This window comes from Holdemanella biformis DSM 3989, from assembly GCF_000156655.1.
Lineage (GTDB): Bacteria > Bacillota_I > Bacilli_A > Erysipelotrichales > Erysipelotrichaceae > Holdemanella > Holdemanella biformis.
In genome coordinates, this window is record NZ_DS996851.1 from 45,175 (window position 1) to 66,662 (window position 21,488).

General features: G+C 34.2%; 21 protein-coding genes, 1 tRNA gene and 1 other annotated feature. Of the genes, 20 read left to right on the top strand and 2 right to left on the bottom strand.

What is annotated here, in order from left to right; all coding sequences use genetic code 11:
- The first annotated feature begins 146 nt into the window (after window positions 1-146).
- From EUBIFOR_RS11570 to EUBIFOR_RS11645, 16 genes are all read left to right on the top strand, one after another.
- Window positions 147-362 (top strand): hypothetical protein, encoded by a 216-nt coding sequence (locus EUBIFOR_RS11570; protein WP_003866256.1) that lies wholly within the window; start codon window positions 147-149, stop codon window positions 360-362.
- Between the two features lie 183 nt (window positions 363-545).
- The gene (locus tag EUBIFOR_RS11575; protein ID WP_003866257.1) at window positions 546-1,748 is read left to right on the top strand and encodes an iron-containing alcohol dehydrogenase; all 1,203 of its coding nucleotides are present in this window, start codon (window positions 546-548) and stop codon (window positions 1,746-1,748) included.
- A gap of 2 nt (window positions 1,749-1,750) precedes the next feature.
- On the top strand, window positions 1,751-3,097 hold the full coding sequence (locus EUBIFOR_RS11580) for an aldehyde dehydrogenase (protein WP_003866258.1): 1,347 nt from the start codon (window positions 1,751-1,753) through the stop codon (window positions 3,095-3,097).
- Between the two features lie 16 nt (window positions 3,098-3,113).
- Complete coding sequence (locus EUBIFOR_RS11585) at window positions 3,114-3,599, top strand: hypothetical protein (RefSeq protein WP_003866259.1); 486 nt, start codon at window positions 3,114-3,116, stop codon at window positions 3,597-3,599.
- Between the two features lie 11 nt (window positions 3,600-3,610).
- Window positions 3,611-3,880 (top strand): ACT domain-containing protein, encoded by a 270-nt coding sequence (locus EUBIFOR_RS11590; RefSeq protein WP_040466562.1) that lies wholly within the window; start codon window positions 3,611-3,613, stop codon window positions 3,878-3,880.
- 12 nt (window positions 3,881-3,892) lie between these two features.
- Window positions 3,893-5,248 carry a PFL family protein gene (locus tag EUBIFOR_RS11595; protein ID WP_003866261.1) on the top strand — a complete coding sequence of 452 codons (1,356 nt, stop codon included), beginning with the start codon at window positions 3,893-3,895 and terminating at the stop codon, window positions 5,246-5,248.
- Between the two features lie 135 nt (window positions 5,249-5,383).
- Window positions 5,384-5,734 (top strand): Hpt domain-containing protein, encoded by a 351-nt coding sequence (locus EUBIFOR_RS11600; RefSeq protein ID WP_003866262.1) that lies wholly within the window; start codon window positions 5,384-5,386, stop codon window positions 5,732-5,734.
- A 260-nt stretch (window positions 5,735-5,994) separates the two neighbouring features.
- Window positions 5,995-6,202, top strand: a binding site (T-box leader).
- A gap of 103 nt (window positions 6,203-6,305) precedes the next feature.
- Window positions 6,306-7,067: a transporter substrate-binding domain-containing protein gene (locus tag EUBIFOR_RS11605; protein WP_003866263.1), complete on the top strand. Its 762-nt coding sequence runs from the start codon at window positions 6,306-6,308 to the stop codon at window positions 7,065-7,067.
- 20 nt (window positions 7,068-7,087) lie between these two features.
- On the top strand, window positions 7,088-7,771 hold the full coding sequence (locus EUBIFOR_RS11610) for an amino acid ABC transporter permease (RefSeq protein ID WP_003866264.1): 684 nt from the start codon (window positions 7,088-7,090) through the stop codon (window positions 7,769-7,771).
- Window positions 7,764-8,495: an amino acid ABC transporter ATP-binding protein gene (locus tag EUBIFOR_RS11615; RefSeq protein ID WP_003866265.1), complete on the top strand. Its 732-nt coding sequence runs from the start codon at window positions 7,764-7,766 to the stop codon at window positions 8,493-8,495. Before EUBIFOR_RS11610 ends, EUBIFOR_RS11615 begins: the two co-directional genes overlap by 8 nt.
- Window positions 8,492-9,583 carry an aminotransferase class I/II-fold pyridoxal phosphate-dependent enzyme gene (locus EUBIFOR_RS11620; RefSeq protein ID WP_003866266.1) on the top strand — a complete coding sequence of 364 codons (1,092 nt, stop codon included), beginning with the start codon at window positions 8,492-8,494 and terminating at the stop codon, window positions 9,581-9,583. The genes EUBIFOR_RS11615 and EUBIFOR_RS11620 overlap by 4 nt, the downstream gene beginning before the upstream one ends.
- A 29-nt stretch (window positions 9,584-9,612) precedes the next feature.
- Entirely contained in the window at window positions 9,613-10,125 is a 513-nt protein-coding gene (locus EUBIFOR_RS11625) for a DUF1307 domain-containing protein (protein ID WP_040466563.1), read from the top strand.
- 43 nt (window positions 10,126-10,168) lie between these two features.
- Window positions 10,169-10,789 carry a metallophosphoesterase gene (locus EUBIFOR_RS11630; protein ID WP_040466564.1) on the top strand — a complete coding sequence of 207 codons (621 nt, stop codon included), beginning with the start codon at window positions 10,169-10,171 and terminating at the stop codon, window positions 10,787-10,789.
- Between the two features lie 32 nt (window positions 10,790-10,821).
- Window positions 10,822-11,544: a GntR family transcriptional regulator gene (locus tag EUBIFOR_RS11635; protein WP_003866269.1), complete on the top strand. Its 723-nt coding sequence runs from the start codon at window positions 10,822-10,824 to the stop codon at window positions 11,542-11,544.
- Entirely contained in the window at window positions 11,541-12,380 is an 840-nt protein-coding gene (locus EUBIFOR_RS11640; RefSeq protein ID WP_003866270.1) for an ROK family protein, read from the top strand. Before EUBIFOR_RS11635 ends, EUBIFOR_RS11640 begins: the two co-directional genes overlap by 4 nt.
- 36 nt (window positions 12,381-12,416) lie before the next feature.
- On the top strand, window positions 12,417-13,781 hold the full coding sequence (locus tag EUBIFOR_RS11645) for an MATE family efflux transporter (RefSeq protein WP_040466565.1): 1,365 nt from the start codon (window positions 12,417-12,419) through the stop codon (window positions 13,779-13,781).
- 71 nt (window positions 13,782-13,852) lie between these two features.
- Here the strand turns inward: EUBIFOR_RS11645 and EUBIFOR_RS11650 are convergent.
- Window positions 13,853-13,928: transfer RNA gene (locus EUBIFOR_RS11650), tRNA-Glu, on the bottom strand.
- A gap of 624 nt (window positions 13,929-14,552) precedes the next feature.
- Between EUBIFOR_RS11650 and EUBIFOR_RS11655 the strand changes: the two genes are divergently transcribed.
- The 3 genes from EUBIFOR_RS11655 to EUBIFOR_RS11665 all read left to right on the top strand — a co-directional run bounded on the left by EUBIFOR_RS11655 (window position 14,553) and on the right by EUBIFOR_RS11665 (window position 19,084).
- A complete protein-coding gene (locus EUBIFOR_RS11655; RefSeq protein ID WP_003866272.1) occupies window positions 14,553-15,812 on the top strand; it encodes a substrate-binding domain-containing protein in 1,260 nt (419 codons plus the stop codon).
- Between the two features lie 93 nt (window positions 15,813-15,905).
- Window positions 15,906-17,414 (top strand): sugar ABC transporter ATP-binding protein, encoded by a 1,509-nt coding sequence (locus tag EUBIFOR_RS11660; RefSeq protein ID WP_003866273.1) that lies wholly within the window; start codon window positions 15,906-15,908, stop codon window positions 17,412-17,414.
- An 11-nt stretch (window positions 17,415-17,425) separates the two neighbouring features.
- On the top strand, window positions 17,426-19,084 hold the full coding sequence (locus EUBIFOR_RS11665; protein ID WP_003866274.1) for an ABC transporter permease subunit: 1,659 nt from the start codon (window positions 17,426-17,428) through the stop codon (window positions 19,082-19,084).
- Between the two features lie 16 nt (window positions 19,085-19,100).
- Here EUBIFOR_RS11665 and pfkB read toward each other — a convergent pair whose 3' ends face one another.
- Window positions 19,101-20,012, bottom strand: coding sequence for a 1-phosphofructokinase (gene pfkB, locus EUBIFOR_RS11670; protein ID WP_003866275.1), 912 nt, complete (start codon window positions 20,010-20,012; stop codon window positions 19,101-19,103).
- Between the two features lie 158 nt (window positions 20,013-20,170).
- On the opposite strand from pfkB, the gene EUBIFOR_RS11675 reads away from it, so the two are divergent.
- Window positions 20,171-21,433, top strand: coding sequence for a zinc-binding dehydrogenase (locus tag EUBIFOR_RS11675; protein ID WP_003866276.1), 1,263 nt, complete (start codon window positions 20,171-20,173; stop codon window positions 21,431-21,433).
- Window positions 21,434-21,488 lie beyond the last annotated feature (55 nt).

The following is a 21,488-nucleotide window of genomic DNA, read 5'->3' on the forward strand; positions in this document are numbered from 1 at the left end:
AATCGAACAAGGCAGCGAGAATAATCGTAAAGAAATGTATCAAACAATGGTAGACAAAGGATTCAGTATTTCAAGTATCGCATCCATCTTCTCAGTAAGTGAAGAGTCGATTGAAAGGCTGTTGATGAAAGCTTAGGTGAAGTTAAATGTGTGAAGCTGAAAAGAGATGGCTTGAAGTAAAGTCAAAAGAATGGGAAGCTGAAGGGATAAGAAAAGGAATCGAACAAGGTATTGAACAGGGTGTAGAACTAGGACAGGTTCTTTTGTACAAGACGATGTTAATGAATGGAATGAGTGTCAATGAGATTTCTAAGGTTTGTTCGATATCTGTTGAAAATCTAAAACGAGTATTAAGTAATTGATAGGAGGAGATGAAAAATCTCTTCTTTTCTTTTATACAGGGGAAAGGCCTTGAAATGCGGCTTGTTGGCTTTTTGAAATTGTAGAAGTAGATGAAAAGTACATGGATGTGTCTACACTTTTATAGTTGACAAAGTGAACAAATAAATATAAAGTATACAAAGTTAACTAAAAGGAGGTGCTTTATGAATACATTCAAGAAAATATATTGTCGAATTTTTCAGAATTGTTTTAAACTCGTGATACCGGTTTTGCCCTATCGAACTCCAGAAATATTAAAGAGTACATCTTTAATTTCTCATGTTTGTAAGGATAATCATATTTCTAAAGTCATGGTTATCACAGATTTTACTGTACATCAATTAGGAATACTAAATCGTATGTGTGAACACTTAGATCATCATTCTATTGAATATGTGATATATGATAAAACGGTCGCAAATCCAACAAGTGATAATGTAGAAGATGCCAGAAACTTATATTTATCTTCGAATTGTCAGGCTTTGATTGGTTTTGGTGGAGGATCTAGCATGGATTGTGCTAAGGCCGTTGGTGCTAGACTTGCTCGTTGTAAAAAACCACTATCAAAGATGGAAGGAATTTTAAAGATTTGGAAGAAATTACCATTACTTATTTGTGTACCTACCACTGCTGGAACAGGAAGTGAAACAACTCTTGCAGCTGTCATTGTAGATTCAAAAACACGCCATAAGTATGCGATCAATGATTTTTATTTGATTCCTGATTATGCCGTTTTAGATCCTAAGCCTACATTATCTCTGCCTCCATTTATTACGGCATGCACAGGGATGGATGCTTTAACTCATGCGATTGAGGCTTATATTGGTAATTCGACCACAAAGAAGACGCGTGAATATGCGTTAAAGGCTACAAAACTAATTTTTGAGAATATATATAAGGTGTATGAAGATGGAAATGATTTAGAAGCTAGAAGCAATATGCTCGATGCTGCCTACTATGCAGGACATGCCTTTACAGTATCCTATGTAGGATATGTGCATGCAATTGCTCATTCATTAGGTGGTAAATATAATATTGCGCATGGACTAGCCAATGCGACATTACTTGATGTTGTGTTGAAACAATATGGAGATAGTGTGTATAAGAAACTCTATGAAATGGCTTTGTATTGTGGCATCTGTAATGCGAAGGATTCTTATAAGGTTGGTGCTGAGCGTTTTATAGAACAAATCACTTTAATGAAAAAGTATTTTGGTATCTCATCTACATTTAGTGAATTAAAGAAATCGGATATACACGAATTAGCTCTTTATGCAGATCATGAAGCCAATCCATTATATCCAGTTCCAGTTTTGTGGGATGTAAAAGAGTTAGAAAAAGTGTATGATTTAGTAGTGGAGGATTAAGTATGGATCCAATCGTTTTAAAACAAAGAGAATTTTATAATCAACATAAAACACTGGATATTCATTTTAGAATAAACGCCTTAAAAACTTTAAAAAAGGCAATTTTAGCTTATGAAGACAGAATTAACGAAGCTATTAAAATGGATGTCGGAAAATCAAATTTTGAGTCTTATATGTGTGAAGTTGGGTTAGCTTTAAGCGAATTAACTTACATGGAAAAACATGTTCATAAATTTTCAAAAGAAAAAACAGTTTATACGCCATTATCTCAATTTTTATCACGTAGCTTTGAAAAGCCAAGTCCTTATGGTGTGGTGTTAGTCATTAGTCCTTGGAATTATCCTTTTTTACTTTCTATTGACCCATTAATTGATGCACTTGCAGCTGGAAATACGGTGGTATTAAAACCTAGTGAATTTAGTCCATACACATCACAAGTCATCAAAGATATGATTGAAGAATATTTTGATTCTGAATATGTAGCTTGTGTACTTGGAGATAGTGAAGTGAGTTCTAAATTACTAGATTCAAAGTTTGACTACATTTTCTATACAGGATCAAAACGTGTAGGAAAAATTGTGATGAATAAAGCTAGCCAACATTTAACACCAGTCACTCTAGAATTGGGAGGAAAAAGCCCTTGTATCGTTGATAGGGATGTTGATGTTAAATTAGCGGCACGACGAATCGTTTTTGGAAAATATTTGAATTGCGGACAAACTTGCGTGGCACCAGACTACATGTTAGTACATGAATCGATAAAGGATAGATTTATCGAATGTGTGATATCCGAAATTAAGCGTCAATATGCGAGCTTAGATGATTATGGTCATATTATTAATGAAAAGCACTATAAGAGGATTTTAGAGTTGATTGATATGGATAAGGTTGTTTATGGTGGAAAACATCATAATCTACAAATTGAACCAACGGTAGTGGATCGTGTGGATTTTTCAGATCCAATTATGCAGGAAGAAATATTTGGCCCCGTTATGCCAATATTGACATATTCAAATTTAGATGTAGTTATAGATAAAATCAATTCCATGCCTTCTCCTTTAGCTTTATATATTTTCACAAATAATAAACAAGTATCAAAGAAAGTAACGAGTGAAGTTTCATTTGGTGGAGGTTGCATCAATGATGTGGTGATTCACTTAGCTACAAGCAATATGGGCTTTGGTGGTGTTGGTGAAAGTGGTATGGGTTCATACCACGGAAAGCGTGGTTTTGATACGTTTAGTCATACAAAGAGTATTGTGGATAAAAAAAGAATCATTGATTTACCTATGCGTTATCAGCCTTATACAAAATTGAATGAGAAATTGATTCGCTTTTTCTTAAGATAATCTTTATAATGAATATATGGAAAAAAAAGAAAAATTTGAGTATGACATCGATTTAGGTGCCATCATGGACTATGTAGAAAACCGTTTTATGTTAGTAATAAAAGATGAGGATTGGACACAGGAGGAAATTGAAATGTTGAATAGTGGTATTGATCTTCATTTTTGTTACACAAATGATATTGCGATATTTGTGCTTGAGGGTGGAGATATTGACAATAGTGATTTTTATTTCAATATTCAAGAATGTGATTGGAAAGATCATTTGTTTGCGAGTGACTGCTTAGATGTCGATATTATTTTACTAAATAAGGCAAATGAGATTTGTTTTAAAAAGTCAAAAACTTTGACAAAAGAACAAAGTCAAATTATTAAGGATTGTCTAAAACAACAAAATGAGGTATCCTTTATGCCAAGTGAATATGATGTGAATGTGCAAGGAATCCAGAGTGCATATGAACCATATGAGCTAGTACGTTTTGAAAAATGTGCAATAAAACTATAAGGAGAATGATGATGAAGGCTGTTATTAGTGTAATTGGAAAAGACAAAGTAGGAATTTTGGCTATGATTGCCAATGAATGTGCAAACTACAATTTAAATGTATTGGATGTAACACAAACAATTGTAGATTCAATGTTTACCATGACTATGATTGTGGCAATTGATGAAATGAGTATTCCATTAAATGAATTTGCAGAAAGAATGGAGAACTTAGGAAAAGAAAAGAACTTAGTAATTCGTTGTATGCATCAGGATATTTTCAATTCTATGCACAAAATTTAATGAGGTGTTCCTATGCAGACAAATGAAATTTTAGAAACAATAAAGATGATTGACGAAGAATATTTGGATATTCGTACAATCACAATGGGTATTAGTTTATTGGATTGTATGGATCCAGACATTCATGTTTCATGTCAAAAGGTTGAAGAAAAGATTTGCCGCTTAGCTAAAGACTTAGTAAAAGTAGGAAATGATTTCAGTAAGACTTATGGTATTCCAGTTGTTAATAAGAGAATTAGTGTAACACCAATTGCAATGTTAGTGGCTTGTTCTGGCGGAAATCCAGTTGAATATGCATTAACTTTAGAGCGCTGCGCTCAAAAATTAGGTGTAGATTTTATTGGTGGATATTCTGCACTTGTACAAAAAGGATATGCGGCAGGAGACAATGCGTTGATTGAATCCATTCCTGAAGCCTTGGCGAAAACACAACATGTTTGTGCAAGTGTTAATGTAGGTAGTACAAAAGCTGGAATCAATATGGATGCCGTTGCACAAATGGGTCGTATTGTGAAGTGTTGCGCGGAATATACAAAGGATGATAATTGCTTGGGTGCTGCAAAATTAGTTGTATTCTGTAATGCACCTGAAGATAATCCATTTATGGCAGGAGCTTTCCATGGAGTAGGAGAAGCTGATTGTGTAATCAATGTTGGTGTATCCGGACCTGGTGTTGTGCGTGCTGTATTAAGTAAAGCCGATAAATCATTGCGTATGGATCAGATTGCAGATTTAATCAAACGTACAGCTTTTAAGATTACTCGTATGGGACAATTAGTTGGAACTGTTGCGAGTGAAAAATTGGGTGTTCCATTTGGAATTGTGGACTTGTCTTTGGCACCAACACCAGCAATTGGTGATAGTGTTGCCTACATTTTAGAAGAAATGGGATTGGAAACATGTGGCGCTTATGGAACAACTGCATGTCTTGCGATGTTGAATGATGCCGTTAAAAAAGGGGGCGTTATGGCAACAAGTAATGTTGGTGGATTATCTGGTGCTTTTATTCCTGTAAGTGAAGATGCAGGAATGATCAATGCGGCAAGAACAGGTGCATTAAAATTAGAAAAATTAGAAGCAATGACTGCTGTATGTAGTGTTGGATTGGATATGATCGTAATTCCAGGAGAAACAAGTGCAAGTGTTATTTCAGGAATTATTGCGGATGAAGCAGCAATCGGTATGGTTAACACAAAAACGACAGCCGTACGTGTGATTCCAGCTATTGGAAAAGATGTTGGGGATGAATTAGATTTTGGTGGTTTATTAGGTGCAGGTCCTGTTATGCCAATTTCTCAAATTTCAAATGACGTTATGATCAATCGTGGCGGAAGAATTCCAGCTCCTTTACAAGCGTTAAAGAACTAATCATTTAGGAAGCTTTTGCTTCCTTTTTTTATATTGCTTTTTCTTTGGTTAGATTATAGAATATATGTGTTTTAAAAAAGCTTTAATTAAAAATGTTAATTTAATATTCAGTTATATTATAGAGAGGAAAATAGAATGACAATTGAAGAATGTTATATAAAAATGGGTGCTAATTATCAAGATGTTATTAAACGTTTACCAAGTGTTAGTATGATTGAGAAATTTGCACTAAAATTTAGAGAAGATACGAGTTTTCAAGAACTTGAAAAAGCTTTAAATGATAAACAAGTGGAAATAGCTTTTCGTGCAGCTCATACATTGAAAGGGGTATGCATGAATTTAGGCTTTGATCATTTGTATAAACCAAGTTTTGAAATCACAGAAAGTTTACGTGCAGGAAACTTGGAATTGGCTTTGCAACAATTTGATGCAGTGAAAGAGCAATATACGAAAACAATTGATGCTTTAAATGAATTTGCAGCATAGATCTCGAAAGAGGTCTTTTTTCTTGTTGAATGAGCACCTCGATATTCACGCTTTAAAAATTTAAAGGCACATTCTATTACCGAAAAATGATTTTTTTTCAAAAAATGGGAATAGGAAATGCGTTATGCAATTTATTGTTAGAAAGAAATATTTAGATGAGTAGATGGTAACAAGAAGAATGATAATTTATTATTTGTAAATAAATGTAAAATAATTTCATTTTTATCTTGCAAGTTTTCAGAAAATGAATATAATAATTTACATAAACAAAGAAGAGAAGAAGTACAAAAGTAATTTCTCTAAAGAGAGATAACGGAAGGTGTAAGTTATTGTGAAATCTTTTGGAACGTGTCTTGGAGTTATTTGGTCGAAGATTTGAGGCTAAATCGTGAATTCGCGTTAAGAATGAGGTGTCATCTGTATAGGCAGATGGAATTTTGGTGGTACCGCGTATATTACGTCCAATGTATATTTGGGCGTTTTTTTATTGGAAAGGGTGTGTGTGAATGGAAAGTGATCGACGATATGAAATAATTTTTGATTTACACACGAAGAAAGGTAGGAATAAAACATGAAAAAAATTATTAAATTAGGTATGGCGGCATTAACCGCATTAACAATGGCAGGATGTTCAAGTGAATCAGAGGATGTAAAAACAATTACTGTGGGGATTTCTCCAGATTATGCTCCTTATGAATCTGAAAATAAAAAGGGAGATATCGTAGGATTTGATCCAGATATGATGAAGTGTTTTGAAGAATATTTAAGTGACGAAGAAGGTGTTACTTACAAGTTAGAAATGAAGAAGATGGATTTTGATAATATCATTACTCAGCTTCAAGGAGACCAAATTGATGTAGGTATTTCTGGATTTACATATGATTCAAAACGTAAAGTAGAATGGTCAGATCCATATTTAGGATCAAGTCAAGTTGCGGTAGTTCCTAATGATTCAGAAATTGCATCGGTTTCAGATTTAGAAGGTAAATCTTTAGTTGCTCAAACAGGAGCTACTGGTGAGACGGCTGCAAAAGAAGTTAAGGATGCTAAAGTGACTGGATTAAAGAATGTGCAAGACATTATGAATGCATTAAGTGCAAATCAATATGATGCAGCAATCGTTGACTTGGGTGTAGCTAAAAACTATGTGAAGAGTGGCGAATTTAAAATGTTAGATGAATCTTTAATGGATGAACAAAACTATATTATTGCGAAAAAAGGAAATACAGATGTGATTGACAAGATGAATACATGTATTAAAAAATTCTTGGCTAGCGATGATTATGTTAAGTTGTGCAAAAAATATGGTTTATCTCCATTAGAAACAAAGTAAAGGAAAAGTGAGGAAAGTGTATGTTTGTTGCGATTGATCAGGTATTTACATTAGAGAATATACTCTATTTGGCAAAGGGTGCGCTGTTGTCGGTTGCGATTGCAGCGCTTTCCCTTTTAATTGGTTTAGTGCTTGGCATTTTAGGAGCAAGTGGAAGAAGAAGCAAACATAAGGTGCCTAGAGCTATAGCGTTTGTGTATGTCACAATCATTCGTGGAACCCCATTGCTTCTACAGATTTTGATTATTTTCTCTGTTATTCCATCGATTTATACGGCATTTACAGGCAATGTATTAAGAATCAATCCCATCGTAATTGGTATGATAGCTTTAAGTATTAATTCCGGTGCTTATCAAACTGAACTTTTGCGTTCAGGCATTAATGGAGTAGATAAAGGTCAATGGGAAGCTTGTGAAACATTAGGATTATCGAATTGGAAAACAATGAAGTTAGTAATTTTACCCCAAGCTTTCAAACGTGTTGTACCACCATTGATCAGTGAATTTATTACTTTGATTAAAGATAGTTCTTTGATTAGTTGTATTGGAGCGGTTGAACTATTAAAAGGAGCTCAAGTTATTGGGGCTGAATATTATGATGTAATGTCGCCATATATGCTTGCGGCAATATTCTATTTGATTATGACATGTATTGTCTCTTGTATTGGAAATAAAGTGGAAAAGAGGTTGGCTGTAAGTGATTAGAGTAGAGAATGTTTCAAAACAATTTAATAAAACACGTGCCCTAAAAAATGTAAGCTTAGAAGTCAATAAGGGGGATATTATCTCGTTGATTGGTCCTAGTGGATCGGGTAAAAGTACATTATTACGTTGTATTCATGGTTTGGAGCATGTGGATTCAGGAAAGATTTATATGGATGATGAATGGATGAGTCTGGATGATGAAAAGAAATTTCGTGCACAAAGAAATCGTATGGGATTTGTGTTTCAACACTTCAATTTATTTCCGAATATGTCGGTTTTACAAAATTGTAAGTTAGCACAAGTTGAGGTGTTGAATAAAACGGATGAAGAAGCTGAAAAAACAGCTTTAGAGTATTTAGATAAAGTTGGATTATTAGAAAAGAAAGATGCGTATCCAAATAATTTATCTGGTGGGCAAAAACAGCGTGTTGCGATTGCAAGAGCACTATGTATGAATCCGGATATTATGTTGTTTGATGAACCAACAAGTGCTTTGGATCCTGAAATGATCAAGGAAGTACTTGAAGTAATGAAAGATCTTGGTAAGCAAGGTATGACGATGGTTGTTGTTACACATGAAATGGGTTTTGCCAGAAAGGTAGGGACTCGAGTTGTTTTCTTGGATCAAGGAGAAATTATAGAGGAAAACGCAAGCGAAGAGTTTTTTGCGAATCCTCAGTCGGATCGTGCAAAAGATTTTTTGAGCAAGGTATTCTACGAATGAGATTGCCGGATTTTAAAGTCGAACAATGGATGAATGATTATGAAAATGATGCCATCTATAATATGACGGATACGTGTGTAAAAGCGTTAACTTTAAAGGAACTATTAGATTGTGAGGATTTTGATTTTAATGAATTGACTTTGGATTATGGTCAAATCACAGGGGATGTTGAATTAAAAAAAGAAATCTTATCTTTATATGCGAGTGGAACGATTGATAATATCACAACGGCACAAGGTTGCTTGCAGGCCAATGAATTAGTGATGAATACTTTATTGGAAAAAGGGGATGAAGTGATTTGTGTTGTTCCTGGGTACCAGCAATTTGTGGATGTTCCAAAATCAATTGGATGCATGGTGCGTTTAATTGAGTTTGATGAATATGATTGGCAGGTTGGTGTAAAAAAGTTTAGAGATGTTTTTAATTCATCAACGAAAATGATTATTTTAAATAATCCATCGAATCCAACGGGGACAGAATATTCTAACGATTTTCTAAATGCATTGATTGAAGTATGCAAACCATATGGTACTTATATTCTTTGTGATGAGGTATATCGTGGTTTAAATCAGGAAGTCTCAATAAGTGATATATATGAAAATGGAATTTCGACATCGAGCTTAAGTAAAGTGTTTTCGCTTGCTGGATTACGTCTTGGCTGGATCAAAGCCAATGAGTATGTGATTCATCAAATTAATGTGAGAAGAGATTATTCTATGATTTCTACAGGTCCTTTAGTGGACAAATTGGGATGGATTGCCCTTAAGCATAAGGATGAATTGATTTTAAGGGCTAAGAATATTATTTCAACAAATAAAAATATCGTTCATGAATGGCTTAAAGAGAATCCTCGTTTTGAATGCGTATTGCCGGATGGTGGTACAGTGTGTTTTTTGAAGTATTATTTTGATTTAAAAAGTGAGACATTTGCGAAATTATTATTGGCAGAAAAAGGCGTTTTCTTTGTACCGGGATCTTGTTTTGATAAAGAATATTATTTCCGTTTAGGCTTAGCGCAAGATAGTAAGTTGTTTAAGGCTGGCTTGAATGAACTTTCGAACTTTGTGGATGAACATTTGATTTCATGATAAAATAATTTGCGTAAGGGGGAATACTTATGCGAATTCAATATTTGTTGTGTATAAGCCTATTACTTTGTGGGTGCACAAAAGTGAGTGATCTTACGCATCAAAAAAGTAAGTCAACAGAAAAGGCGCCTGTAACAGTAAAAAAGACAAATAAAGTAAAGGTGATTGATTGTAAAAATGATTCTTCACAGCAGGTTACTTTTGAAGCAAAAGGGGATAAAATTCAAAAGATGACACAAAAATTTACAATGGGTTTTTCGGATTTGGGGATTACGGAAGATATGAATTCTGAACAGATTCAATCTAAAATCAACTCTTCATTGGATGATAAATACAATTCGATTGAAGGGGTACATGTTTCGACGCAATTAAAGGACAAACAGGTTGAAGTGACGTTGGAAATGGATTTTAAAACGGCAAATATAGATATGTTGATTGAAAATAATTTGTTGGATAAAGGGGAAGCCCAATCGGATTATGTAAGTTTAAAGAAAACGCAAAATGCTTTTAAAAAAGAAGGGTTTGCGTGTATAACAAAATAGCGGAATTTCCGCTATTTTCTAGTTTGAAAGGATGCGTAAAAAGATGCGTTATTATATTGCGGACACACATTTTTTTCATCGTTCATTAAATGAAAAAATGGATCAAAGAGGTTTTGATGATATTGATCAAATGAATGAATATATGATTGATCAGTGGAATAGTAAAGTGCGTAAAAATGATGAGGTTGTTGTGCTTGGCGATTTTTCATGGGGAAATGCAAAGGAAACAACAGAAATTTTGGATGAATTAAAGGGTAAAATTTATTTGATTCGCGGAAATCATGATCGTTTTCTAGATGACAAAAATTTTGATACTTCAAGATTTGTTTGGATCAAAGATTATGCGGAATTAAATGAGAATAAACGAAAAGTCGTATTATCTCATTATCCAATTGCTTGTTATGATGGGCAATATAGAAGGGATGAGTTTGGGAATCCTAAAACTTTTATGTTGCATGGACATATTCATGCGACGCAAGATCAGCAGTTTTTGGATGCTTATCAAGATTATGTACAGCAACAAAAACATCCAAGAATTTCAGATGGCCAATTAGAAAATGTGCCTTGCCAACTTATTAATTGTTTTTGTATGTATAGCGATTATGTGCCAATGACATTAGATGAGTGGATTGAAATTGACAAGCGAAGAAGAAATATCCTATAATTGTTATAACAAATATATAAGGAGATCATGTTATGCATAAATTGGATACAACGCCTGGTCATCTTCCTTACTATAAACAAATTAAGGAATTCTACAAAAAAGATATTCAAGAAGGAGTATTGGCTGTAGGAGATCGCGTTGATAGTGAAATGGAAATTCAAGAGATGTACGATGTTTCAAGAATTACAGCAAGACAAGCTATTCTTGAATTAGAACAGGAAGGTATGGTAAAGCGTGGCCGTGGCAAGGGTACGTTTGTGACATACAGACCTAAAATCAAAGAAGAATTGTCGCATATTCGTAGTTTTACAGATGAAATGACAGCTTTAGGAAGAAAACCTGGAACGAAGTCTTTTCACATCACAAAAGAAATCCCGGATCAAGCCACAAGAGAATTGTTTGGCTTGGACGAAGAAGTGATGTATTGTGTTCGAAGAGTTCGTACGGCGGATGATGTTTTATTGGTATATTTTGTGTCTTATTTTCCTTTAAGTTTAAATATACCTATGAATATGGAAGAACATACACAGTCTATTTATGAAGTGATTGGCGCACCGACAAGAATAGATGAAGAGTTTTCGGCAATTAATCCGAGTGAAGAAATATGCTTGGCATTAAAAATACGTAAAGATCAGCCGGTTTTAGCTCGTAAACGTGTTTCTTATGATAAAAAGAAAAAAAAGATGGAGTATACAATGTGTTACTATCGTGGTGATTTGTATAGTTACACAATTTCAACGTCGCAAAAATTATGATTTTAACGATCGACATTGGTGGTACCAATATTAAATATGGATTATGCGATGAATTAGGGAATATTCAACAAAAAGGGGAATATCCTACTTTGGATACGGCTGATAAAATTGTGCAATCCATTTGTGATTTACCATTTGAATATACTGGAATTGCGATTAGTATGCCTGGAATTGTGAATGAAGATCATTCTAGTGCATTTATTACGGGTAAGCTTGCTTTTCTGTCAAACTACCCTTTAAAAAAGCAATTGGAAGAAATCAAAGGTTGTAAAGTGACAATTGAAAATGATGGACGTTGTGCGACGTGGGCTGAACTTGGATTTGGAAATTTGATAAATTCAAAAAATGCACTTGTTGTGGTTCTAGGTACATATATTGGAATGGGGATTGTCATTGATCATAAGGTATATGAAGGTTCACATTTATTGGCAGGTGAATATTCGGATGCGCATATGGATACAGAAAAGACTTTTAAGAATACGATGGCGGCCTACTTTGGAAAAGATGGTCTTGAAAGAGCAACGGGTTTAACGGGCAAAGAACTTTTTGATCATTTAGATGATGAAAAAGTGTATGAAGGATTGAATCAGTATTGCCAAAATTTAGCTTGGATGCTAAGTAATATCCAGCTACTTCTAGATGTAGATACCATTCTGATTGGCGGAGGTATATCGGCACAACCAAGATTAATTGAGTGTATCAAAGAAAGTATGAAGGGCTTGACACAATGGTTTCCAACATTAGAGGAACCTGTTATCAAAGCTTGTAAATTTAACAATGATGCAAATTTATTAGGCGCATTGTGTTACTACAAAAATAATACCGAGAATCATTAAGTGTTCTCGGTATTTCTTACATTGAGGGGGAAGGACATGAAATCGTTAATTGGTGATAAGAAGTTTTATCGAATGGTTTTGATTGTATGTATACCGATTGTGATACAGAATGGTTTTACCAATCTTGCCAGTTTATTAGATAACATTATGATTGGACAATTAGGAACACTATCTATGAGTGGTGTATCTATTTCAAATCAGTTGTTTCAAGTGTTTAATGTGAGTGTTTTTGGCGCAATGTCAGGAGCTGGAATATTCTTGGCACAATTTTATGGACGTGGAAATAGGGATGGTGTACATCATTGTTTCCGAATTAAAATGTTGCTTGGTCTTTTGATTTCAATATTGGCCATATGCATTTTTAAATTGTTGGGGCCTTCCTTAATTTCTTTATATTTAAATGATGATCCGACAGATAGTATGACAACATTGAGCTTTGGCAAGCAATATATGGATGTGATGTTGATTGGATTGATTCCTTTTGCGATTACACAAGTGTTTTCTTCATCGCTTAGAGAAACAGGCAACACGGTTTTGCCGATGAAAGCTAGTGTTATTGCGGTTATCGTTAACTTTTGCATCAACTATATTTTGATTTTTGGTCACTTTGGCTTTCCTAAACTTGGCGTTATTGGTGCGGCCATTGGTACGGTTGTTTCAAGAATTGTAGAGATGGGGATAAATATAGCAGCAGGCTTAAATAACAATTATTTAAGGGATGCGATGCATTTAGATAAGATATCGGGTGATATATTTAAGAATGTTGTTAAAAGAGGAATGCCTCTATTATGTAATGAAATATTGTGGTCGATATCCATTGCGCTTATTTCTCAATGTTATTCAACAAGAGGACTTTCGGCAGTTGCAGCCATTAATGTTACAACAACAGTAACCAATTTTTTTATGATCATTTGCTATGCAATGGGTAATTCCATTTCGATTATTGTTGGGCAAAGACTGGGTGCTGGTGAAATAGAGTATGCTAAAGATTGTGATTTAAAGATGGTATTTATGAATTTTATGATGTGTTTATGCATTGGTGTGGCATTGTTTTTATGTTCGTCTTTTATTCCTCAAATCTACAATACGTCTATTGAAGTAAAATCGTTAGCGACATCTTTGTTAAGGGTTTCTGCTTGTATGCTTCCCATTATTTCTTTGTACTATAGCAGTTACTTTACAATGCGTGCAGGAGGAAAAACATTGCTTACCTTCTTTTTCGATAGTGGATATACATTTATATTTACATTTATGGTTGCGCTATGTTTAACTCGTTTTACGAATTTACCTATATTCAATGTGTACTTATTGGTGCAATGTGTGGATATTCCTAAGGCAGTATTAGGAATCACATTGGTTAAAAAAGGAATATGGGTACATAATATTGTCAATGAACTTTAGCCTTCTTTTTGGAAGGCTTTTTCTTTTGAAAAGCAAAAAAAAAGAAGTCCTTTCGGACTTTGTTTGAAAAATGGTGACGCGTACGGGATTCGAACCCGTGAATGCATGCGTGAAAGGCATGTGAGTTAACCGTTTCTCCAACGCGCCATGTATATTAAACTTGTCTTCCTTGACAAGTGCTAGTAAATGATACTATAAGTTTATATTAATTGCAAGTAAAAAAATAAAAAAATCAAAAATATTTTTTGCATTTCTTAAATGAGTCAAAATAATAAGATGAAATTATTTGTTAACATAGTGATTATAAAGCTTTTAAATAGGCGATGATAATAACGATTTGTATATATGATGGGCAGATATTATTAAAGTTACAGAGCGATTTTGTAGACAATAATACATACGAATTTGATAGGAATATAGTTATATTTTATACATGATAATAATATTTGAATCTGAATAAAAATAGTGATTATACAAATAATAGTTATAAATAAAAAAATTAAAAAAATAGTTGAAAGCGCTTGCAAACATGTGTTAGAATGCAGTAGTAAAAAGACGCATCTCATTGAGGAGGGTACATAGCTGACTTTACAAGTATAGAATAGATTATATAAATTGATTTCATGACAAATGGCTTTGTTTCAAATACAACAAGCAAATAACAAATAACTAATTACTTTTGGAACACCCGGCTGCCAATCATATTATAATCAAGTGAAGTATCTATATGGGAAAGTGTCTTAATGTAAAAATCTACATTAGGAGGATAATATGAACAAAAGATTTTTAACAATTGCTGCAGCTTTATCTATGGGTGTTGCATTAACTGCTTGTAGCAGTGGAGGAGATGAAGGAAAAACTGGTGGTTCTAGTGTTGCAAATGCTGACAAACCATTAGTATGGTATAACCGTCAACCTTCTAACAGTTCTACTGGTGAATTAGACATGGATGCATTAAACTTCAACAAAGATACTTATTATGTTGGTTTCGATGCAAATCAAGGTGCTGAACTTCAAGGACAAATGATTAAAGAATATATCGAAAAGAATATCGATACATTAGATCGTAACGGAGATGGCGTTATCGGTTACGTATTAGCTATTGGTGATGTTGGTCACAATGACTCTATTGCTCGTACAAGAGGTGTTCGTAAGGCATTAGGTACTGGTGTTGAAAAAGATGGTGAAATCGTAAGTGATCCAGCTGGAATCAACAATGATGGTTCTTCTAAGAACGTTAAAGATGGCTCATTAGAAATTAATGGAAAAACTTATACAGTTAGAGAACTTGCTTCTCAAGAAATGAAGAACTCTTCAGGTGCAACTTGGGATGCTGCTACTGCTGGTAACACAATCGGTACATGGACTGCATCATTTGGTGATGAAGTTGACGTTGTAGCTTCTAACAACGATGGTATGGGTATGTCAATGTTCAATGCTTGGTCAAAAGAAAACAAAGTTCCTACATTCGGATACGATGCTAACTCAGATGCAGTTGCTGCAATCGCTGAAGGATATGGTGGAACAATTTCTCAACATGCTGACGTTCAAGCTTATTTAGCATTAAGAGTATTACGTAATGCTTTAGATGGTGTTGATATCGATACAGGTATCGGTACAAAAGATGATGCTGGAAATGTTTTAACTGATGATGTTTATACATACAATAAGGATCAACGTTCTTACTATGCATTAAACGTTGCTGTTACTGCTGACAACTATAAAGATTTCTTAGATTCAACAGTTACTTATGCTCCAGTTTCTAACCAATTAGGTGAAAAAGATCACGCTAAGAAGAGCGTTTGGTTAAATATCTACAATGCTTCTGATAACTTCTTAAGCTCAACTTACCAACCATTATTAGAAAAATATGATGACTTATTGAATTTAGATGTTGAATATATCGGTGGAGATGGACAAACAGAATCTAACATTACAAACCGTTTAGGAAACCCAGACAAATATGATGCATTCGCAATTAACATGGTTAAGACTGACAATGCAGCTTCTTACACAGGAATCCTTAAATAAATAATTCAATAAAACTTAGGATTAAGCTTATTAGGGAGAAATTATTTCTCCCTAATGTTATTTAGATAGTAGTAAAAAAATAGGAGAGATTTTATGGCAGATAAGAATGAAGAATTGGTCTTATCTATACGTGGAATGAGTAAGTCTTTTGGACGTAACCGTGTTTTGGATCACATTAATTTGGATTTAAAACCAGGTACAGTTATGGGACTTATGGGAGAAAATGGTGCTGGTAAATCAACAATGATGAAATGTCTATTCGGGACATATCAAAAAGATGAAGGTACGATTTTTTTAGAAGGAAAAGAAATTAATTTTTCCGGACCTAAAGAAGCACTAGAAAATGGTATTGCCATGGTGCACCAGGAGTTAAATCAATGTCTTGAAAGAAATGTTAAAGACAATTTATTCTTGGGACGTTATCCCACAAATTCATTAGGCATGGTAGATGAAGATCGAATGAAAAAGAAATCATCTGAGCTTTTTAGAAAGCTTGGCATGACGGTAAACTTAGATACACCAATGCGAAATATGTCAGTTTCACAAAGACAGATGTGTGAAATTGCCAGAGCAATTTCATATAACTCAAAAGTTATTGTATTAGATGAACCAACATCTTCTTTAATGACACAAGAGGTTGACAAATTATTTGAAATGATGCGTATGCTTAAAAAACAAGGCATTTCGCTGATCTATATTTCGCATAAAATGGATGAAATTTTTGAAATTTGCGATGAAGTATCGGTTCTAAGAGATGGAAAAATGGTTATGACAAAACCTACTTCAGAAACCAACATGAATGAGTTGATTGCAGCCATGGTAGGTCGTTCATTGGATAACCGATTCCCACCTGTTGATAATGTTCCTGGAGAACCAATGTTATCTATTCAACATGTATCAACAAAATATGAGCCATACTTAAAAGATATTACATTTGACGTTAAAAAAGGTGAGATTTTCGGTCTATACGGTTTAGTAGGAGCTGGACGTACAGAGTTGTTAGAAACGATTTTCGGTATCCGTACAAGAGCCTCAGGTCGTGTTTATTTTGACAATAAGTTAATGAACTTTAATAGTGCTAAAGAAGCAATTGAACATGGTTTTGCCCTGATTACTGAAGAGCGTAAAGCAAATGGATTGTTCTTAAAGTGTGATTTAACATTCAATACAACGATTGCAAATTTACCTTCTTATATGAGCAAGGTAGCACTTTCTGATAATAAAATGGTTCAAGCTACGAATAAAGAAATCAAAACCATGAGAACTAAGTGTATGGGACCAAATGATGCGATTACAAGTCTATCTGGTGGTAACCAACAAAAAGTTATCTTCGGTAAATGGTTAGAGAGATCACCAAACGTATTTATGATGGATGAACCTACACGTGGTATTGACGTAGGTGCTAAATATGAAATTTACGAATTGATCATCAAAATGGCTAAACAAGGAAAAACTATTATTGTAGTTTCAAGTGAAATGCCAGAAATCTTAGGTATCACAAACCGTATTGGCGTTATGTCAAATGGACGCTTAGCCGGTATTGTAAATACAAAAGATACTAACCAGGAAGAGTTGTTAAGACTCAGTGCAAAATACCTATAAAGGAGATAATTATGACAAATACAGTTACAAATATTCTTAGTCGTGATGAAGAGCTTGCACTACGTAAACCGATTGAAGATTATGTAGGGAAGATTCAAGCTGAAATTGATGAACTAAGAGAAGAAGGAACAAATAAAGTATTGGAATATTCTGAAGAAATCGAGGTTCTAAAGAGAGATAAAATTTATACTAAAAGCGAAAAAGAAGCTCGTATTTCAGAATTGAATACAAAATTACAAAAAGCTAAAGAAATCGAAGTTCAAAATAAACAGCCAATTAATGAAAAAATTGCAGTAGCTGAAAAATATTTAAAGGATCACTATCAAACAGATTACTACAACAAAGTTGTTGAAAGTAATAAGTATGAGGTTCAAAAAGCTAAGGCAGACTATGATAAAAAATTAAAAGAATTAGAAAAAGAACACAAAGATATTTTATCAGGTCTTAGTGATAAAGAAGAAATTAAAGAAGAGAACTTTATTTATAAGAACCGTTTGTTCGATGCAAAACTTGAATATACTAAAAATATGCAAGAGGCAAAAGATCGTAAACATGATGCGTTTACATTTGAATATCACTTAATCGATTTATTGAAGATGTCAAACTTCTCATTTGCAGAAAAACAAGCTCAAAAAATCGAGAACTACAAATATTCATTTAATACTCGCGATTTCTTGTTGAAAAATGGTTTATATATTGCGATTATTTTAGTATTCATTTTCTTATGTATCATTACACCAATTAAGAAGAATGGTTTACAACTTTTTACTGTTAATAACATTTTAAGTATTATGCAACAAGCATCTCCAAGAATGTTCTTGGCATTAGGTGTATCTGGTTTAATTATGTTAGCTGGTACTGACTTGTCCGTTGGACGTATGGTTGGTATGGGTATGACAGCCGCTACAATTATTATGCACAATGGACCTAACACGGGTTCAGTATTCGGACATGTATTTGATTTCTCAACTATGCCAGTTGGAGGAAGAATTCTTTTAGCATTAGTTGTTTGTGTTGTGTTATGTACAATGTTTACAACGATTGCCGGTTTCTTTGCAGCTAAATTTAAGATGCACCCATTCATTTCTACAATGGCTAACATGTTAGTTATCTTTGGTTTAGTAACTTATTCAACTAAGGGTGTTTCTTTTGGTGGTATTGATCAATCAATTCCAGGGAAAATTATTCCTAAAGTTGGTGGCATTCCTACAATTATTTTGTGGGCTGTTGCTGCAGTTGTGATTGTTTGGTTCATTTGGAATAAAACAAAATTTGGTAAAAACTTATATGCCGTAGGTGGAAACCCAGAAGCTGCTTCTGTATCTGGTATTTCAGTGTTTAAAGTAACTCTTGGAGCCTTCATCATGGCAGGTATCTTATACGGATTTGGTTCATGGTTAGAATGTATTCGTATGATTGGTTCTGGTTCAGCTGCGTATGGACAAGGATGGGAAATGGATGCGATTGCTGCCTGTGTAGTAGGTGGTGTATCATTTACTGGTGGTATCGGTAAAATTTCTGGTGTAGTAGTTGGTGTATTGATCTTTACTGCATTAACTTATTCATTGACAATTTTAGGTATCGATACTAACTTACAGTTCGTATTCTCAGGAATTATCATTCTTATTGCCGTAACTCTTGACTGCTTGAAATACGTACGTAAAAACTAATTAATTAAAAAAACTCTTAGTTTTCGCTAAGAGTTTTCTTTACGTTTTCTACATCTTCTTTAGTCGCAAGACCTACTTGGAAGGCACTTGCACTACCACAACACAAACCGTTGATAAAGGCTTTTTCGTAGTTACCTGTTTCTAAATATCCTGCAAGAAAACCTGCAACCATCGAATCACCAGCACCAACTGAATTTACTACGATTCCTTTTGGTGCTTTACTTTGAATCACTTCATTATTATCACTTACAAGCACTGCACCTTGTCCTGCCATAGAAATCAATACGTTTTGAGCACCCATTTCCTGTAGCTTTTTGGCGTAAGGAATGACTTCATCTCGAGTGTTTAATTCGACATTGAAGATTTCACCTAATTCATGATTGTTTGGCTTAATTAAAAAAGGTTTATATTTTAATACTTTTAATAATAGGTTGTTTGTCGCATCGACAACAACTTTTATTTTCTTTTCCTGAACTCGTTCTATAATCTGTTCGTACATTGTATCAGGCAAAGTGCTTGGAATACTTCCTGAAATAACGAGAACATCTTTTTCTGTTAATGTATCTAATTGATTGAATAATTCTTGAATATCTTCCGGTTGAATGTCAGGACCCATACCATTGATTTCTGTTTCTTCATCCGATTTCATCTTAACATTGATTCTAGATAATCCTTTTTTCACATGAATGAAATCGGTTTTAGCTCCATAGCTTTCTAATTTATGCTCAATTTCTTTTCCTGTAAAACCTGCCATAAAACCAAGGGCTGTACTTTCGTGTCCGAGATTGGATAGGACAATTGAAACATTAATGCCTTTTCCTCCCGGAAGGATTTCTTCGAATTTTGTTTTATTAATGATACCAGGCTTAAAATGATCGACTTGAATAACGTAGTCTAAAGAGGGGTTAAAAGTAATTGTATAAATCATATTGATCTCCTTTTCTTTATCTGATTATAGGATACTCCTTTTATTGTTGTTTCGCAAGTGAAATATTTTTGAAATAACAGTTGACAATTAAAATAATTCGGTTATTATGTAGATGTAGCTTTTGAAACAACAATTTACAGAGAGAGGAGACTTTTGAAATGAAAGCAAAGGCAGTGCGATTACATGGAGCTAATGATTTAAGATTAGACGAATTTGAATTACCAGAAATTAAGGAAGATGAGATTTTAGTAAAGGTTGTCTCAGACAGTGTCTGTATGTCAACTTACAAATGTGCCATCTTAGGAGTGAATCATAAACGTGTTCATGAAGATGTTGCGGATCATCCAGCTATTATGGGACATGAAATGGCGGGTGATATTGTTAAGGTTGGTGCTAAGCATCAAGACAAATTTAAACCGGGAATGAAGTTTACTTTACAACCAGCATTAAACTATAAAGGAACAATGTGGTCACCTGGTTATTCTTATGAATTTTTTGGTGGAGATACAACTTACTGCATTATTCCAGCTGAAGTAATGGAGCTAGGATGCTTACTGGAATATAAAGGTAAAGCTTATTATGAAGCAAGTTTAGCTGAACCAATGTCATGTTCGATTGGAGCGTTTAATGCAGCTTATCATACACATATGGGTGTGTATAAACATGAAATGGGAATTAAGAAAGATGGAAAACTTGCGATTCTTGCAGGAGCAGGCCCTATGGGACTTGGCGCATTAACATATGCGTTGCATAGAGATATTCGCCCTAAAATGGTAGTAGTTGCGGACGTAAATCAAGAAAGATTAGATCGAGCAGCTCACTTATTCCCAGTTGAAGAAGCGGCAGCAGATGGAATTGAATTGCATTTCGTGAACACAGGAAAGATGGAAGATCCTGCAGCCGGCTTAAGAGAAATTACAGGTGGAATTGGTTTTGATGATGTATTCTGTTATGCACCGGTTGAAGCGGTTGTGGAATTGTCAAGCGCTGTATTAGGTCGTGATGGATGTTTAAATTTCTTTGCGGGACCTACGGACAAACAGTTTAGTGCAAGAATGAATTTCTATGATGTTCACTATAATTCGACACATGTAATGGGAACTACAGGTGGAAATACAGATGATATGATTGAATCTTTACGCTTAACAGCAGAAAACCGTATTGATCCAGCTGTTATGGTTACGCATATTGGTGGTTTGAATGCAGCGGCCGAAACAACATTAAATTTGCCTAAGATTCCAGGCGGAAAGAAGTTGATTTATACGCATTTAAATATGCCATTGGTTGCATTGGCAGATTTAAGAGAAATGGGAGAAAAAGATGATCGATATACTGCGTTGGCAGATATCGTAGATGCTCATAAGGGATTGTGGTGTCCTGAAGCCGAAGAATATTTATTGGCTCATTTTGAACAAGAATAGATTTTATTAAACCGAGAATCTTGTGTATACTAAATACAGTAAATACAGGAGGTAT